Source organism: Citrobacter sp. Ce129 (assembly GCF_030334545.1).
GTDB lineage: Bacteria > Pseudomonadota > Gammaproteobacteria > Enterobacterales > Enterobacteriaceae > Citrobacter > Citrobacter europaeus.
On the sequence record NZ_JAOWDS010000065.1, the window covers coordinates 265558 to 281654 of the forward strand.

The following is a 16097-nucleotide window of genomic DNA, read 5'->3' on the forward strand; positions in this document are numbered from 1 at the left end:
CACTCGTGTTTTTAGGTAAAGTGCAGGGCATTATACAACAGAAAAATGTTCCTCTAAAAACTTTAAAAAAAACAGTGCAGAGTTCGGGGTGTGAGGGAAGCAAGTGGTGCAAAATTGCTCGCCATGCTGCCAACGCACCAACAGAATGGGGTTCCGGCAGATCGTACCATGATGCTTTTGCCTGGCGGTGGTAAGACAGGCGTAAAGTTAGCAATAACGCATTTTCTACAGCATGTGTTTAATGACGGATTTTTTCTTTTTTTAAGATTATTTCCCTCGATTTTATTTAATCACTGCCTTTCAGTGTTAATTTATTCAAATATTAATTGGATAACATTGCTAATAGCGAAAAATGGACACTTTCCCATTTATGAATGCACAGCGAGGTATGTTATAAAAAACACAATAATGACTGAGGGTATTAATAAAGTGAAAAGTGTAAAGTTAATTATCAGTACAATGTTCTGTGGAGGTTTGCTTTTGGCAACCGTACCTGCGCATGCGGCGTATAAAGCGGATGAAACGCATGTGATCCAGTTTAAAAAAGGCACCAGCGGGGCAGATATCAAGGGTACAATTACGGGTGATAAAACAAAAGATTATACGTTTGTCGCCAAAAAAGGGCAGACCCTGCAAGCAGTGCTGAAAAGCGCCTGGCCTCATCCTTTCATGAGTATTATTGCACCGGGCGATCAATTCATTTTTGATGGCATGATGAGCGGTGATACTTATAAAAATACGCTGCCTGCCAGCGGTAAGTATACTATCAGAATATATCAAAAAGGCGCGGCGAAAGATGAAGGGAAAACCAACGCATTCCAGCTGCATATGAAAATTACCAACTAATAATGAGTAAAAGATCGCCCAAGTGGCGATCTTTTACTTTGCTATTTAACGTATTGTGCGGATGGCGTTAATCAAACCCTGAACGCCTTTTTCAAGCTTGGAGCGCGGGCATCCGGCATTGAGGCGTACAAAACCGCGGCCTTCTTCTCCGTAAGTGTATCCCGGCATGATGGCGACTTTCTGCTGGTGGATGAGCGCATCCTGCAGCGCGTGGTCATCAATATTGAGCGGGCGCAGGTCAATCCATGCCAGATAGGTGGATTGCGGAACCTGCCAGTTTAGCTCAGGGAATGCACTATTTAGCTCACGGGCAACAAAGTGCAGATTACTGGCAAGGTAATCGCGTAGCGCATCAAGCCAGCTAGCGCCTTGCTGGTAGGCTGCAATATGTGCAGTAAGCGCCAACACCGCAGGCGAGGAAAGGCCATCGCGGCCTTTTAACGCGCTGAGATAATCGTTACGGCTTTGCGCATCCTCAATGATTCCGTAAGCCCCGGTTAATGCCGGAATATTGAAACTCTTTGAACCGGAGGTGAGCAGCGCCCAGCTTTCGCGCGCGACGTTGCTCCACGGGATGTGCGGCTGGTCTGCCCATACCATATCCATATGGATCTCATCAGAGATGACTTTTACACCGTGGCGCTGACACAGTTCCGCCATGGTTTCCAGTTCGTCGCGCGTCCATACCTTACCGGTTGGATTGTGCGGGCTGCAAAGCAGGAGAATTTTGCTTTCAGGTAGGGACAGGGCTTGCTCCAACGCAGCCATGTCGCAAAACCAACCGTCAGCGCGTTTTTCCAGTCCGACAGCGCGCACCTGGCGCTGATTACCTTCAATCGCTTTGTAAAACGCGTCGTAAGCTGGCGTATGAATCACCACCGCATCGCCTGCTGAGGACCATTGGCGGATCAGCTCCGACACCATATAGATGACCGAGGGGCCATAAACCAGCGATTGAGGATCAATTTGGGTATTATGACGCGAGAGAAACCAGTGGCTAATCGCCGCCAGAAATTCATCATTTTTCCAGCGGCTGTAACCCAACACGCCATGTGACAGGCGCTGAGTCAGCGCCTCCAGAATGCAAGGTGCGGTGGCAAAATCCATATCGGAAATGGTGAACGGCAGCAGGTCTGCTGAACCAAAACGGTCGGCAACGTAATCCCACTGGGTACACCAGGTACCGTGTCTGTCCACAACCTTTGAGAAATCAAACATAATGTTGTCCTTACGCCTGTACGGTATTCATCAGAACCGCGATCTCGTCTTTTACCGACTGGACCTGTGGGCCGATAACCACCTGGAGGTTATGCTGATTGAGTTGTACTACGCCAATGGCTCGATTGTCCTTCAGAGCCTGTACGTTAACAAGCGACATATCTTTTACTGACAAGCGCAGACGGGTGATGCAGTTATCCAGGCTGACTATGTTTTCCGCGCCGCCGAGCGCCGCCAGAATGGCGGGGACGTTGTAACCCGATTTACCCGGCGCTCCAGCCATGACTTTTTCGATATTGCTGGCAATTTCGACTTCACGACCCGGTGTTTTGAGATTAAAGCGCGTGATAGCGAAGCGGAAGATAACGTAATACACCGCGAACCAAATAGCCGCCACAACAGGAACCAGGTACCACTTGGTGGACAATCCGTGCAGGATACCGAACACCACGAAGTCAATCAGGTTACCGTCCGTGTTACCGATTGTGACGCCAAGCACCGCCATCACGGTGAAGCCAAGACCGGTAAGCAGGGCGTGGATCACATACAGTACCGGGGCGACGAACAGGAATAAGAACTCGAGGGGTTCAGTGGTACCGCCAATGACACAGGCGATCAAACCAGAGATTAATAACCCTTTAATCTTATGACGATTCTCAGGACGTGCGCAGTGGTACATGGCTAATGCCGCGCCCGGTAAACCCCCGAGAAACGCCGGCATTTTACCCTGGGACAGGAAGCGAGTGGCGCTTTCAGAGAACCCCTGGGTTGTTGGGCAGCTCAGTTGAGCCTGAAAAATAGTCAGTGCGCCGCTTACGCTGTGACCACAGACTTCCTGCGTGCCGCCAGCTTCGGTGAAGCGAATCAATGCCACCAGAATATGATGCAGGCCGAAAGGCAGCAGCAGGCGTTCGCCTGTACCAAACAGCATAGGACCAAATTCTCCCGCGCTATTGATGATGTGGCCGAGTCCGGTAATGCCCATGGCGAAAACCGGCCAAATCAGGGGAATGACCAGGCCGACCAGACCCATCACCACTGAAGAGATAATAGGCACAAAACGGGTACCGCCGAAGAAGGCCAGCGCGTCCGGCAGACGAATGTTGTGGAAGCGTTCATGCAGCATCCAAACGATGATCCCGGCAATAACCGCGCCGAGGATCCCCGTGTCGATCGACTGGATCCCCAAAATGTTTTGCACGTTGTTGGCTTTGAGGATCGCCGCATCTGTGGTGGGTAAGATACCTTTGGCAGTTAACCAGAAGTTGACGGCAAGGTTCATGACCGCATAACCGACAAAACCGGCAAACGCCGCAACACCTTTGTTCTCGCGCGCCAGGCCCAGAGGAATGGCAATACAGAACATGACCGGCAGGAAGCTAAACGCAAACGAGCCAACTTTGCTCATCCAGGTGAAGATGGCCTGAAGCACAGGGTTTCCCAACGCCGGGATCAGCGTCAGGACATCATGGCTGCTTAACGAGCTGCCGATCCCCAACATGATCCCGCAAAATGAGAGCAGTGCTACGGGCAACATAAAGGTTTTGCCCAACTGCTGGAAAAATTCCCATAACGTTATTTTTGGTGTGGTTCTCGTCGTCATCAAACGACTCCTTGTAAAAGCTGGCTGACTAATGATGGCGAGAAGATAAAACGTTTTACCTAATTTTAGTGCGGTATAAATCACATTATCGAACGATAATAGGGCGTATAAATATAAGTGATTGATAAAACGTTTTATCCGTCACGTTATCAGGGAGTTTTCTGTTTTTATGGCTATAGCCAAAAAAATAACCATCCATGATGTTGCGCTGGCTGCAGGGGTTTCGGTCAGTACCGTCTCATTAGTGCTCAGTGGAAAAGGGCGAATTTCATCAGCGACCGGCGAACGAGTTAATGCTGCTATTGAGCAACTGGGGTTTGTGCGTAACCGCCAGGCATCAGCGCTGCGTGGCGGGCAAAGCGGGGTAATTGGTCTGATTGTGCGCGATCTGTCTACGCCGTTTTACGCAGAGCTGACGGCGGGGCTGACGGAAGCGTTAGAAGCGCAGGGGCGCATGGTCTTTTTACTGCATGGTGGTAAAGATGGCGAACAGCTGGCGCAGCGTTTCGCGATGTTGCTCAATCAAGGGGTGGATGGCGTGGTCATTGCCGGAGCTGCCGGCAGCAGTGACGCGCTGCAACAACTGGCCGCTGACAAAGGGATCCCGGTAGTATTTGCATCACGCGCCAGCTACATGGATGAGGTTGACACCGTCAGACCCGATAACATGCAGGCTGCCCAGTTATTAGTTGAACATCTTATCCGCCACGGGCACCAGCGTATTGCCTGGCTGGGGGGGCAGAGTTCTTCATTGACCCGCGCAGAGCGCGTCGGCGGCTATTGTGCCACGTTGCTAAAATATGGTTTACCGTTCCATAGCGACTGGGTGCTGGAGTGTTCATCCAGCCAGAAGCAGGCCGCTGAAGAGGTGACAGCGCTGTTGCGTCGCAATCCGACAATCAGCGCGGTAGTGTGCTACAACGAAATAATCGCCATAGGCGCCTGGTTCGGCCTGATGAGAGCTGGACGTCAGAGTGGTGAAATTGGCGTAGATCGTTATTTCGAACAGCAAATATCGTTGGCCGGATTCGCCGATGTGGCAGAAAACGCGCTGGACGATATCCCTATTATTTGGGCCTGTACGCCCGCTCGTGAAATGGGATATACCCTTGCTGAACGCATGCTCCAACGCATTGGCCACGATGAAGGCCATTCACGCAATCTGACACTTTCCGCTCGGCTGGTGGCAGCGAAATAAAAAAAAGCCCGATAAGCAATGCTATCGGGCCAGTCATAAAACAGTGATTACTGTTGCGGGATGGCAGGAACGTCCGGCTGTGTAAGAGAAGGCATACCGAACATGCCAACAAACTCATCCAGCGGCATTTTTTGTCCGTTCAGCGTTACCTGGCCGTTTGCATATTGCAGGCTGGAGCCGATAACGTTGTCCTGCAGCGTCGTAATACGGAACATCTGACCCATCGCCGCCAGGCCATTAACCTGTTGCTTCGCCAGACCTGCTGCTTCTTCCTGCTGATATCCTTCCAGTTTGGCAATCTGCGTCATGAACTCAGTCGCCATATCGACAGGAATTGTCAGTTTAGCGTCCAGTGATTTGACGGAGCGATCCACTTCCTGCGCCAGCGTTTGCGGCTCCACGGAGTTTGCGGTCGGATCTTTTAGCAGCAGGGACAGATTAAATGCGGTTTCACCTTTTGCGTTCTTCCAGCTCAGCGGGGCAATAGTAATGACCGGCTCGCCTTTCATCAGAATTGGCAGTGCATTGAAGAAGGCTTCGGTGACTTTCTGCTGATAAAGCTCAGGATTTTGCACCACGTCAATCTGTGACATCAGCGCTTTGGTTTGGGCGCTATACTGCTGGCTGAACTGGTGCAGCGCTTCACCGTCTATCTGGCCCACTTTCAGCGTCAGTTTACCGCTTCCCATATCCTGGCCCTGAAGTTTAAGACTGTTCAGGGTGTAATCCAGCTGGCTGTTTACGGTTTTGCCATCGTTGATCAGATCGGATTTGCCATCGATACCCATACCTTCCAGTACCGCCAGCTCTTTACCCTCGACTGAAATCGACAGTTTTTCGAGTGACAATTTCTGGTCGCCGATGCGCTCACCAAAGCTGGCGATACTGCTGGAACCTTCAGTTTTCAGGTTATTAAAAGTAACCTGTACTTTCTGATCGTACTCATTGACCGCATTAACCAGGCCACTTTGCGCTTCGCCAGTCAGCGATACAGCATTGCCGTCTTTGTCAGCCGTAAACTGGAACTCGCCGCCGCTAAAGGCCACTTTTTCATCGCCTTTCTCATAGTTCAGTGGCTTGAGAGAGAGAGCGGAACGGGTATCGCCACTGTAGCTAATACGGGAGTTAATGATGAATGGCGTCTCACCTTTGGCAATATCAAACAACGGTTTGGTAACGTCGTTATTGACCAGCGTCGTTTTCACGGAGGCCATTGCCGGAACCAGATTCAGTGATTTCAACTGAGCCAGCGGGAAAGGACCGTGATCCACGGTTTCATTCAGGACGATGCTTTGTCCCGGTTTCAGCCAGGAATCAGCCTGTCCGGCGATAGGTTTTACCACCAACTGCAGTTGGCTATTGAACACGCCGCGCTGGTAGTTTTGATAACTCAGTTCAATGCCCGCCTCAGGGGAGTAGCGTTTTAACTGATCGTTTGCCTGCGTCACCATCTCGGCGAGATGCGTTTCGAGTTTCTTTCCTGTGTACCAGGCTCCGCCCGTCCAGACGATACCCAGTGCAACCACCACACCCGCAGCTACCAGCGATTTTTTCATTTTGATATCCATAAAATAAAACCAGGCGTTTGAAGACGCCTGGAGGAGTGACATGTCTTTAACTCACTACAGCTTAGCAAGAGTTGTTAAAAATATCAGTATCTTGCTACAGCTTGTTATAAACCCGAGCTAAACGACCCTTGCCGCTGACGTTTACCGGCGATTCATTCGCGCTAATAAAGGCCGATTCACCCGGCAGCAGGACCAGACGCTGCTCGCCTTTACTCAGCACGGCTTCCCCCTCGATGCAGAACAAAATAGCCGCACTTTGCTGACTGATTTCTGTGCCATCGGCGGTCAGTTCATGCAGGGAGAAGGCGAAATCGTCGACAGGAATGGGGAAGTCCAGTTCGCCATCGGTCTTAACCGGTGTGGTCAGCAGCTGGTTTGCAGGTTTGGCGACAAACTTAACATTGGCGACCAGCTCCGGGATATCAATGTATTTTGGTGTCAGTCCGGCGCGTAGCACGTTGTCCGAGTTAGCCATTACCTCAAGCGCCACACCTTGCAGGTAGGCGTGTGGGGTTTCGGCAAACAGGAACATCGCCTCGCCTGGATTGAGCTTCACCACATTGAGCAGCAACGGGGAGAAGAGCCCGCTGTCGTTCGGGTAGAAGTCGGCTACCAGGCGAATGGTTTGCCAGGGTTCACCCTGCTGGCTGTTCAGCGCTGATTTCAGGATTGCCAGCGCATGGGATTTCTCCTCATCCTGCATATTCAGTAAGCTGGCGAAAAGATAGCTCAGACGTTCTGCGCTCGGTTCCTGCAGGAAATGCGCAATAGCCGGGTGCGCTGCACTAACCGGTTGTAACAGTGCAACAATGTCTGAGAACTCGCGAAATGCGTTCATCGCCAGAAATGGCGTTAAAGCAAAAACCAGTTCCGGCTTGTGGTTAGGATCTTTGTAGTTGCGCTCGGCGGCATCCATCGGGATCCCCGCCGCGTTTTCTTTGGCAAATCCGATTTCAGAGTTGCGCTTGTTAGGATGAACCTGAATCGAAAGAGGTTGCGCGGCGCAGAGCACTTTAAACAGGAAAGGCAGTTCACCAAAGCGTTTGGCAACGGCATCGCCTAACAGTGCGGATTTATCGTGTTCGATGACATCGCGCAGAGCGACCTTCTGGCCGTCAGCGCCCAGAACCTGCGAGCTGCTTTTCGGATGCGCGCCCATCCACAACTCAGCCATCGGTTGCTGAGTGGGGTTGGCAATCCCATAAAGTTCCGTTAACGCAGTTTTACTTCCCCAGGCGTAGTTCTGCACTGAGTTGATGAGTTTTTGCATTCTCAAGCCCTGTTTCAATGTGGAATTTTCTGCGGCTATTAAACCAAGAAACCCCGAGGGAAGTAACCTGCACATGTAAAAAGTCGTACTTGTCTCAGTTTTTGTTAAAAAATTGTGTAGGATATGGTGACTCGCTTTTAATACCCTGAGCAATTCCGGTTGCAGAAAGCCCTTACTTCTACAATCCGACCTGCGGCAGGGAAGCAGGGCAATGGAACATCTGCCCAGAGAATAACCAGACCGAGCAGTAAGTGAGAGCACAATGTCAAACAAACCCTTTCATTATCAGCATCCTTTCCCCCTCAAAAAGGATGATACCGAATACTATCTGCTGACCAGCGATCATGTCTCCGTTGCCGAATTTGAAGGGCAGGAGATTGTTAAAATAGCACCGCAAGCCTTAACCCTGCTGGCTCGTCAGGCCTTTCATGATGCGTCGTTTATGCTGCGTCCTGCGCATCAACAGCAGGTGGCCGATATTCTGCGTGACCCCGAAGCCAGTGAAAACGACAAATATGTGGCCCTGCAATTCCTGCGCAATTCCGATATCGCGGCTAAAGGTATTTTGCCTACCTGTCAGGACACCGGAACCGCGATTATCGTAGGTAAAAAAGGTCAGCGCGTCTGGACCGGTGGCGGCGATGAAGCTGCGCTGGCGCGGGGGGTGTATAACACCTACATCGAAGACAACCTGCGCTATTCGCAAAACGCCGCGCTGGATATGTATAAAGAGGTAAACACCGGTACCAACCTGCCTGCACAGATAGATTTGTATACCGTCGACGGCGACGAATACAAATTCCTGTGTATTGCCAAAGGCGGTGGTTCGGCGAACAAAACCTATCTGTACCAGGAAACCAAAGCGCTGCTGACGCCAGGCAAATTAAAAGATTACCTGGTTGAGAAGATGCGAACGCTGGGAACTGCGGCTTGCCCGCCGTATCACATTGCGTTTGTTATTGGTGGTACGTCAGCGGAGGCCACGCTGAAAACGGTGAAACTGGCCTCGGCTAAATATTACGATGAGCTGCCGACCGAAGGTAACGAACACGGCCAGGCATTCCGCGATGTCGATCTGGAAAAAGAGCTGCTGATTGAGGCGCAGAATTTGGGACTGGGCGCGCAGTTTGGTGGGAAGTACTTCGCACATGACATCCGCGTGATCCGTCTGCCGCGTCACGGCGCGTCGTGTCCGGTTGGTATGGGTGTTTCTTGCTCAGCCGATAGAAATATCAAAGCTAAGATCAACCGCGAAGGTATCTGGATCGAAAAACTGGAGCATAATCCTGGCAAATATATACCAGAAGAGCTGCGCCAGGCGGGAGAGGGGGAAGCGGTGCACGTTGACCTCAATCGCCCGATGAAAGAGATCCTGGCCCAGTTGTCGCAGTACCCGGTATCTACGCGTCTGTCGCTTAACGGTACAATCATTGTTGGCCGTGATATTGCGCATGCGAAACTGAAAGAACGGCTGGATAACGGCGAAAGTTTGCCGCAGTATGTTAAGGATCACCCGATCTACTACGCCGGTCCGGCAAAAACGCCGGAAGGCTATGCCTCTGGTTCGCTTGGTCCAACCACTGCCGGGCGTATGGACTCGTATGTTGACCAGCTCCAGGGCGCTGGTGGGAGTATGATCATGCTGGCGAAAGGCAACCGTAGCCAGCAGGTGACCGACGCTTGCCATAAGCATGGCGGTTTCTACTTAGGCAGTATTGGCGGCCCCGCTGCGGTACTGGCCCAGGGCAGCATCAAGAGTCTGGAGTGCGTGGAATACCCTGAACTCGGGATGGAAGCTATCTGGAAAATTGAAGTGGAAGATTTCCCGGCGTTTATCCTGGTGGATGACAAAGGCAACGATTTCTTCAAGCAAATTCAGACGTCGCAGTGCGCACGCTGCGTTAAGTAACGTCAGCCGCCCTTCGGGGCGGTTTTTTTTACCGCACGAACCACCAAACGACAGATTAATCCTCGTTAATACTCATAAGACCAATGCAAATGGGCAATGTCGAAACATAACCTAATCAATTGTTAATGTAAGGAGCAGGTAATGGTAACGGTACGCCGCGAGAATGATTCAATGGGGGCAATTGATGTCCCTGCCGATAAGCTTTGGGGGGCGCAAACCCAACGTTCGCTGGAGCATTTTCGTATCTCTACGGAGAAAATGCCGGTCTCGCTGATCCATGCGCTGGCGCTGACGAAACGCGCCGCTGCAAAGGTTAACCAGGATCTCGGGCTGTTGGCGGAGGATAAAGCCAGGGCTATTATGCAGGCCGCAGATGAGGTGTTGGCGGATAAACATCGTGATGAGTTTCCGCTGGCCATCTGGCAAACCGGCTCTGGTACACAAAGCAATATGAACATGAACGAGGTGCTGGCAAACCGGGCCAGCGAATTACTGGGCGGCGTACGAGGGATGGAACGCAAGGTACACCCCAATGATGATGTTAATAAGAGCCAAAGCTCGAATGATGTCTTTCCAACCGCAATGCACGTTGCCGCACTGCTTGCGCTACGTAACGCTCTGATCCCGCAATTAAATGTGTTGACCAAAACGCTCAGTGATAAGTCCCACGCTTTCGCCGATATCGTCAAAATTGGTCGTACACATCTACAAGATGCAACCCCACTTACGCTTGGCCAGGAGATTTCCGGCTGGGTGGCAATGCTCGAACATAATCTCAGACACATTGAAAACAGTTTACCGCACGTGGCAGAACTGGCGCTGGGGGGAACAGCGGTAGGCACCGGACTGAACACACATCCTGAATATGCCCGTCGGGTCGCGGATGAACTGCGGGTTATCACCTGTGCGCCGTTCGTTACCGCACCGAATAAATTTGAAGCGCTGGCCACGTGCGATGCCCTGGTTCACGCTCACGGCGCGCTAAAAGGGCTGGCGGCGTCGCTGATGAAAATCGCCAACGATGTACGCTGGCTGGCATCCGGTCCACGCTGCGGTATCGGTGAGATTTCGATTCCGGAAAATGAACCGGGCAGCTCGATCATGCCGGGCAAGGTCAATCCCACCCAGTGTGAAGCGCTGACCATGCTTTGCTGTCAGGTAATGGGCAACGATGTCGCCATCAATATGGGCGGGGCGTCAGGTAACTTTGAGCTCAACGTTTACCGACCGATGGTCATCCACAACTTCCTGCAGTCGGTACGTCTGCTGGCTGACGGTATGGAAAGCTTTAACCAGCACTGCGCGACGGGGATCGAGCCCAACCGTGAGCGAATCGATCAACTGCTCAACGAGTCGCTGATGCTGGTGACGGCGCTCAACACCCATATCGGTTATGATAAAGCCGCTGAAATTGCCAAAAAGGCGCACAAAGAGGGGCTGACGCTAAAAACCTCCGCTCTGGCGCTGGGATATCTGACCGAAGCGGAGTTTGACAGTTGGGTACGTCCGGAGCTGATGGTTGGCAGCATGCGGCCAGGCAGCTAATCAGCAACGTACAGGTGCAGTCGGGGAATTATCAATTTCAACGGCTGTGCCTGAGGTTTAAAACGATGCTGAACATTGTCGGCATCGTAATTCAGTAGCTCGCCGATATCCGGTACGGTCATACCGTTTTCGTTGTTAATTAGCGCGATCAATGGCGTCGGGCAGGCATATTGCACCTGCTTTTGCTCCCCTTTGTACCAGACGCGGGCGATAGGCTGCACTTTTACCGGTCGTTTGATTTTCAGACGAGCATGCTGCCCCAGGGCCGCGACATCCTGATATTCCCGCTCAAGCTTCGCCTGCCACTCTTCACGCGTCCAGGGGTGTACGCTACGCGGTGACGTCAGGCTTTTTTCCAGTAGCTGCAGAACTTCATCGCGTTTCAGATTTTTAATAATGTGCTTATTGGCCCAGCCGAATCGCAGGGTAGCAGGCTCTCTGACAAGTGTAAGTGTGCGATAGGCATTCAGCGTAATCAGTCCCGGCAGGTGGCGATGCACCCATTCGAAACGTGCTGCCGGCGCCAGCCCGGATTCCACCGTGACAATACGCTCGAATGTCGTTTTTAGCTGGTTAATACGCTGTATTTGCTCTTCCAGAACACGCTGGGCAGCGCTATCTACCTGATAACACAGCACTCCTGGCAGGCGGACGGCCGCTTTGCTGCTACGATTCTCGGATTGTTGCTGGATAAACAGGTGACGATAGTGGCCTAGCGCCAGCGTTTCAGCCTCTTTGCCTAAATGCTGCTTAACATCAATGCGTTGCAATGGGGCATGCTCTGCCTCCTTGACCACTTCCGGTAACGAAAAGACGCGCGCAATCAGCAGCGTCTGCTGCAACAGGTTTGCGTTCAGAAGCGCCAGCTCTTGTTCCATCTGGCGGAAGGTGCCGTTCAGGCGGTCGACGAGATCGTAACGGGCCATAAATTCACCATTTTAGTTACAACATACTTTTTTATAGCACAACATCTGCCACCTGACCACCGAGCAATGTGGGTCAGGCAGCTGAAAATTCAGGAATGTTATGCCATACGGGCCAACTGAACGTAAAACGGGCGCCGCCGAGTTCACCTTCATCACAGACGACCGTACCGCCCATTGCCAAAGCAATTGAGTGGACGATGGCTAACCCAAGTCCGCAACCACCGGTCGCCCGGTCGCGGCTGGGGTCAAGGCGAACAAACGGTTCAAAAATCTGTTCACGAGCATCGGGTGCAATACCGGGACCATCGTCTTCCACAACCAGCATCGCCTGACTGCCGTGCAATAACAGGCTCGCTTGCACCGTAGACTGGCAATAACGCAGGGCGTTATTCAGTAGATTATCCAGTACACGCTCCATCAGGCGCATATCCAGTGCACCGTAGTCGCCACTCTTGAGATGACGTAAACGTACTGCACGCTGGGGATTCACGCTTTGCACATCCTCCAGATGGGTTGTCAGCCAAACAGGGAGGTCCGGTACGCTGAGCTTTAGTTCATTTTGCGGACGGTCCAGCCGGGCGTAGGTCAGTAACTCTTCGATCAACGACTCCAGTTGGCCGATATCACGATTCAGTGCCTGAGATTCCTGCAGGGTGAGGTTATCACTCATTTCCAGCCGATAACGTAAGCGAACCAGTGGGGTACGAAGTTCATGGGCAATACCATCGATAAGCTGTTTCTTACTGGCGATAAGCGCGTTGATGTTGTCCGCCATCTGGTTAAACGCCACCCCCAGCCGCTCAAAGCTGGAACCGCTATCAAAATGGAGGCGTTCGCTCAGATGTCCCTCCCCAAAGCGTTGTGCAGCGGCTTCCAGTCGGAGCATTTCCTGCCAGTGTGGGCGCATCCAGATCAGTACCGGGAAGGCCAGCGAGATGGCAATGAACGCCATCAGCGCGACGTCCAGCAAGCGCATTTGATGGAGAAAATAGAGATAGGGGACCGGGCCGACAGCCAGTACATAATGGCTGCGGGGGATCCGTTGAATAAACGTGTACTGATCGTCAAGCGCAACGATATCGCCTTCGCGCAAACGCTGCATGGTAGGCGCGTCCAGTGTGTACTTATTCAGCGGTTCAACGCGCAGGTCAAAAGAGAGGTTCAAATCCATCTCCTTCAGCGTTTTCCCCCAGTCGCGTGGTGGGATCTCGCGCAGCTCACTGCGCATCAGGTACAACGAGCTTTTCATTAAATCGTCGAGCGACTGCCTGCCCGCGCGTTCTGCGGTGAATTTATATACCAGGCCGACCAACAGGGTCATCACCAGAAAGCAGACAAACAGCAGGAGATAAAACTGTACAAACAGCTTCTTCATATAAAATCACTCAACGTTCAATATATTAGCGTGTGCCTACGCCCCACAAGATACATCAGGGGAACAGGGTTGTATCAGCCGATAGCCAGGCTATCTGGCGTGTTATGCAGGCAGAGTACACTGTCTAACTTTTTCCTGCATTCTCACGACACATTTGACCTGAACTAAACACAGAAAGTACCAACTGAGAGTATCAATATGAATAAGTATGTAGGATGTGATATGGACGATGTCGGTAACACCTCATTATGCCTTATGACCGTGTTCCAGAGTGAGGCTATCGAATTAACAGAGTAATGATGCGGCTGTACGCCTATCTCTTGCCTTGACATGAATACGAAGCGGAATTGATGGCTTTCCATCTTTCAGAATTCACGCATCTGGATTTCGACAGGAACTATAGGAAGTGACTCGTTAATATATGTTGGGCCTTCATGACCTCACCTGTTGGTAACGCTACCATGATGCCACTGTGACAAACTTTTTATCCGCAGGAAGTGTATGATGGTTTCACACCTCGCTCGTTATGTTCAACTGAAGAGCTGTTATGAGCGAGGTGCGCATTAAGTTTCCAGGCTGGTTATCTTACAGTGTGTTCATTTACAATAAAATGAACATTGTTCCTATTTTAATTCGCACCGATTCTCAAGCAATTTCTGAAGCAGCATTAGAATATTCACAAAATCCTTAATCCATGGAATCCATCTTAATAATATGTCAGCCGCAGGAGAGTTTAGAGTTACTAAAATTTCATCGAGTGGTTTTTTTACATTTTTGCTGTAGTATATACATACATCTTCAAAATCTTTTGGAGTTGTACTGTTAACTGATTCACTTAGTTTTTTCAGATCGTCAAGGACATCGATTACAACACCTTGATTATTATTGTCAGACATAAAAACCTCGACTATATATATTAATGCTCAGTTGATTGCTATTCTCACCATTAACATGATAATTAACTGTCAGGTATTGTTATTAAAATATTATGGGTAGACGTACTCCATATGGTTAAGTTGGCGGTGCTAAATATTTCACAATATTTAGCTTCTGATTTTTGACAATTTTTTAGGACGAGCACGCCTAAATTTTTTCCTCAGTTTTAGGGTGAAGATCCACTTAGGTGGTGTGGTCTTACAAAGCGAATTGGTGTCTTATTAATATTAGTAAGTTTGCCATTCCAGGCGAGTTCATATAAATTTTTCAAATCTTTCTTGTCAGTGTCTGTTAGCTCACTAAGGGAACCATAGTTCATGATAGAAAATGCGGCATGTGTACCAAATATCTCAGCCGGCCAGGCTTGTTCCTGGAGTAATGCGAAGAAATGACGAAGCCCGAACACATGGCCAAATTCATGGGCGAGCGTATCTGTTTGCTCTTTCTCAGACTGCTCGAATATTTTGGGGTAGATAACCAACTCATGCTGGCCAGCATCTGGGAAGAAGGCACTTGCTAATGTACAGCCGTTGATATCGCAATCATCTACATTACGAATTGCTATTTCAAAATCCCAGTTATCTTTATGCTCGGAGAACATTACCGGAACAGCATCTCCCCATGCCAAAAGTGCTTTTCCAATAAGTACTCTGACTTTTTCTTTTATTCCTTCTGGGTCGGATAATGCCGCAAGTGATGCTTCTTGAAATCTCCAATGAAGTGTGCTTTCTTTTTCCCAGAGAGCAATGAAGCCAGCCGGTTTGTTAATTACAAGTTCCAACGGACTCTTATTGTTCGGAGTTATGTATCCCCGAGTTTCGGTTCGACACTTAAAACCTTTACCTAAGGTATGTACATGACTCTCTGTAGCTTTCAGCAGATTATCTCCAGTGAGAAACTGCAAGGCGTGGGTTGTGTTTGCTGCTGGTGTTGTTTTTTTTCTTTCCTTCATGTCATCCTCCCATTTCTTTTGATTTTGGGGTGATTCTGCACTGTAAGCTTGTTTAGCGCCCATCTCTGAAAGCCAATTATCATGAGGAATAAGAACATTATCCAAATATAACTAATGAAATTGAGATGTTAGCCAGAACCGATGAGATGAACTTTCATAAAAAGGTGTATAAATACACGCTTTAAAAAGTACTATCTGCGGTATTACTATTATGGTTTAGAGGTAAATTAAGGATGTAATACGATTATATTAATTTCATCTTTCACATCGTCATGATGTGGTATGTGCAAATGACAAGCTTTTTGCATTTTCATGATCACTCGGTGTTCTGGCGCGTATGACGTATAATGCGGCTTTGATACATTCTGAGATATTTCGCGCCTAAAGATATGAACCTTAATCGTTTCTGTTATTTGCTACTCATTTTCGCGGCGACAGGCTGCATTTTCACCTCGCATCCCCTGATTATATGGTTTTTGATCGCCAACATACTGACGTTGGCGATGTACGGCGCGGACAAAATGGCGGCGCGCAGGGCCTGGCGGCGGGTGCCGGAATCCACCTTGCTGTTGTTTGGCGTTGTGGGTGGTTGGCCTGGCGCGATAGCGGGTCAACAAATCTTTCGCCATAAAACACAAAAACAGCCATTCAAAACCTACTTCATTATCAGTGTGATAGTGAATGTATCTGTCATTGGAGCAGTCTATCATTTCTATCCCATATCATCCTGATGAGCGCCAATGACAGACAA

Annotated in this window: 13 protein-coding genes; 5 read left to right on the forward strand and 8 right to left on the reverse strand. The window is 50.2% G+C overall.

Annotation, left to right across the window (positions count from 1 at the left end; genetic code table 11):
* Window positions 1-90: 90 nt before the first annotated feature.
* On the forward strand, window positions 91-846 hold the full coding sequence (locus tag OGV77_RS15220; RefSeq protein ID WP_231130595.1) for a hypothetical protein: 756 nt from the start codon (window positions 91-93) through the stop codon (window positions 844-846).
* 45 nt (window positions 847-891) lie between these two features.
* Here OGV77_RS15220 and OGV77_RS15225 read toward each other — a convergent pair whose 3' ends face one another.
* The gene (locus tag OGV77_RS15225; protein ID WP_087050589.1) at window positions 892-2064 is read right to left on the reverse strand and encodes a MalY/PatB family protein; all 1173 of its coding nucleotides are present in this window, start codon (window positions 2062-2064) and stop codon (window positions 892-894) included.
* A gap of 10 nt (window positions 2065-2074) precedes the next feature.
* Window positions 2075-3667: a maltose/glucose-specific PTS transporter subunit IIBC gene (gene malX / locus OGV77_RS15230; protein WP_075146134.1), complete on the reverse strand. Its 1593-nt coding sequence runs from the start codon at window positions 3665-3667 to the stop codon at window positions 2075-2077.
* Window positions 3668-3836: 169 nt separating this feature from the next.
* Here malX and OGV77_RS15235 point away from each other — a divergent pair, with 169 nt between their 5' ends.
* Window positions 3837-4865, forward strand: a complete 1029-nt coding sequence (locus OGV77_RS15235; RefSeq protein ID WP_043016409.1) for a Mal regulon transcriptional regulator MalI — start codon at window positions 3837-3839, stop codon at window positions 4863-4865.
* Between the two features lie 47 nt (window positions 4866-4912).
* On the opposite strand, the gene OGV77_RS15240 is transcribed toward OGV77_RS15235, so the two are convergent.
* Together OGV77_RS15240 and manA are read right to left on the reverse strand one after the other, a co-directional pair.
* Entirely contained in the window at window positions 4913-6421 is a 1509-nt protein-coding gene (locus OGV77_RS15240; RefSeq protein ID WP_181231391.1) for a YdgA family protein, read from the reverse strand.
* A 106-nt stretch (window positions 6422-6527) separates the two neighbouring features.
* The gene (gene manA / locus OGV77_RS15245; RefSeq protein WP_043016408.1) at window positions 6528-7703 is read right to left on the reverse strand and encodes a mannose-6-phosphate isomerase; all 1176 of its coding nucleotides are present in this window, start codon (window positions 7701-7703) and stop codon (window positions 6528-6530) included.
* A gap of 262 nt (window positions 7704-7965) precedes the next feature.
* On the opposite strand from manA, the gene fumB reads away from it, so the two are divergent.
* A complete protein-coding gene (gene fumB / locus OGV77_RS15250) occupies window positions 7966-9612 on the forward strand; it encodes a class I fumarate hydratase (protein ID WP_043016407.1) in 1647 nt (548 codons plus the stop codon).
* A 141-nt stretch (window positions 9613-9753) separates the two neighbouring features.
* Window positions 9754-11157 carry a class II fumarate hydratase gene (gene fumC, locus OGV77_RS15255; RefSeq protein WP_087050588.1) on the forward strand — a complete coding sequence of 468 codons (1404 nt, stop codon included), beginning with the start codon at window positions 9754-9756 and terminating at the stop codon, window positions 11155-11157.
* Here the strand turns inward: fumC and tus are convergent.
* The 4 genes from tus to OGV77_RS15275 all read right to left on the reverse strand — a co-directional run bounded on the left by tus (window position 11154) and on the right by OGV77_RS15275 (window position 15451).
* The gene (gene tus / locus OGV77_RS15260) at window positions 11154-12083 is read right to left on the reverse strand and encodes a DNA replication terminus site-binding protein (RefSeq protein ID WP_087050587.1); all 930 of its coding nucleotides are present in this window, start codon (window positions 12081-12083) and stop codon (window positions 11154-11156) included. The genes fumC and tus overlap by 4 nt on opposite strands.
* A gap of 73 nt (window positions 12084-12156) precedes the next feature.
* Window positions 12157-13458: a two-component system sensor histidine kinase RstB gene (gene rstB, locus OGV77_RS15265; RefSeq protein WP_087050586.1), complete on the reverse strand. Its 1302-nt coding sequence runs from the start codon at window positions 13456-13458 to the stop codon at window positions 12157-12159.
* Window positions 13459-14081: 623 nt separating this feature from the next.
* Complete coding sequence (locus tag OGV77_RS15270) at window positions 14082-14354, reverse strand: hypothetical protein (protein ID WP_141110890.1); 273 nt, start codon at window positions 14352-14354, stop codon at window positions 14082-14084.
* A 206-nt stretch (window positions 14355-14560) separates the two neighbouring features.
* Window positions 14561-15451: a matrixin family metalloprotease gene (locus tag OGV77_RS15275; RefSeq protein ID WP_196781241.1), complete on the reverse strand. Its 891-nt coding sequence runs from the start codon at window positions 15449-15451 to the stop codon at window positions 14561-14563.
* 284 nt (window positions 15452-15735) lie between these two features.
* On the opposite strand from OGV77_RS15275, the gene OGV77_RS15280 reads away from it, so the two are divergent.
* The gene (locus OGV77_RS15280; protein ID WP_286502849.1) at window positions 15736-16077 is read left to right on the forward strand and encodes a DUF1294 domain-containing protein; all 342 of its coding nucleotides are present in this window, start codon (window positions 15736-15738) and stop codon (window positions 16075-16077) included.
* Window positions 16078-16097 lie beyond the last annotated feature (20 nt).